Source organism: Microcoleus sp. F10-B2 (genome assembly GCF_036704965.1).
Lineage (GTDB): Bacteria > Cyanobacteriota > Cyanobacteriia > Cyanobacteriales > Microcoleaceae > Microcoleus.
On record NZ_JAUBTB010000019.1, the window covers coordinates 1 to 1,602 of the forward strand.

Annotated in this window: 1 protein-coding gene and 1 pseudogene; one reads left to right on the plus strand and one right to left on the minus strand. The window is 38.8% G+C overall.

Annotated features, from left to right (window positions below):
• Positions 1-77 precede the first annotated feature (77 nt).
• Positions 78-667, minus strand: a pseudogene (locus QUA99_RS09805) (IS1 family transposase); the annotation flags it as partial.
• Positions 668-915: 248 nt separating this feature from the next.
• Between QUA99_RS09805 and QUA99_RS09810 the strand changes: the two are divergent.
• Entirely contained in the window at positions 916-1,386 is a 471-nt protein-coding gene (locus QUA99_RS09810) for a transposase (RefSeq protein ID WP_333235980.1), read from the plus strand.
• Positions 1,387-1,602: the final 216 nt, after the last annotated feature.

Consider the following 1,602-nt stretch of genomic DNA (forward strand, 5'->3'; position numbering starts at 1 on the left):
GAAGCTAAGTGTTGGCTTTTCCCAAAAGCAGCGCATTTTATCATACTTTTGTATACTTGCAAAATCGGGATGCTCCCATGTAGTCTGGCTAAATAATGTCTTAGTCTTGTATTTTCCCCTTCTAAGGAGTGTCATATAAGTCTTACTGATAATCTGATCGCCATCAGGAATAAACATGGGATATACAGACCATCCATCAGTTACATAAAAATAGCATTTCCATGCACTTACTTTGTCCCATAATGGTTCAAATGTCTTAGCACTATGCTCCCCTAATACCCATCCTAAAATTCCTGGTTGAAAGTGGTCAACCGCCGTCGGCAACCAGATCTTGTCGGTTTTTTTTTACATAAGTTTGTAATTCATCGAGCTCACCCACTTCTGGAATGACTTCAGGGTCATAAACATCTGGTAACAGTTTTCCGACTTGTTTTACCCAATTTATTACTGTCGTATGATGAACACCCTTAACTCGTTCTATCGCCCGTAAACCCATACCATTGACGTACATTTTTAGGCAATCACGTTTGATGCTCTCGCTATAACCTCGATGGGGTTCATACTGATTGATGAATTGACGACCACATTGGACACAAATGTGATTCTGTTTTCCTTTCTTCTTGCCGTTCTTACGGATATGGGTTGATTTACATTCTGGGCATTGCATAAATTATTCCTCCTATTCATACTCTAACTCAGCAACGCCCTTTTTACAACCCTTATGTGGAGCGGGTTTGAGTTAATTTTATGATACAGCAATACTTTGGTTCTAAATATTAAGAAAATCTTAAATACATGGCTACAAAATTGGAACTGCCAAATAGCTAAAACGAATACGGCTCAAAGAATACAGCCACCGAAACTACCCCCTGCAGGGGTAAGTTCCGTTTATTCGCCGAAGTTATTAATGATAAAATGCAATTGAGTCCCTATGGTAAAACTGTTTTCTTCAATTGGAGCCTTCTTCCCAAACGTTACCAAAACGTAGCATTAGACAATTTTATTGTGATGCCAAATCACGTACATGGAATTATTGTTTTGAAAGGCAGCTCAGAAACAAATTATACAGAATCCGATAAATTTGGGCTGAGAAAATCAAAAATCCATCCTTTGTCGGAAATTGTGCGGGGTTTGAAAACATCTTCAGCGCGGCGAATTAACCAAATTCGATATGTGAGTGGCGTATCGGTATGGCAGCGAGGTTATTACGAACATATCATACGCAATGAAGAATCATTATTTGCCATTCGCGAATATATCATTAATAATCCTTTGTTGTGGGGAAAAGATGAATTGTATCTTCATAATTCAGTCAAAATTAATGAATCTAGTCCATTGCCGATCGAATGGAATGGTAAATCTTATATACAGTCGATCGTCCTGTAATATTATGTCGATGGATTTGTAGGGGCGGGTTTCACCAACCCTCTATGCCTAAAAAAAACAATATAATAAACCCGCCCCGCCCAACGGTAAATCCGAATCTACATTTTTTTTATGCGATCGAACATCAGGTTAATCTGGGTTATTGGTAGGGTGGGGGCGGGTTTTTATAGATTGTTTGTATTCATCAAATATTGTTGGTAAAACCCGCCCCTACAG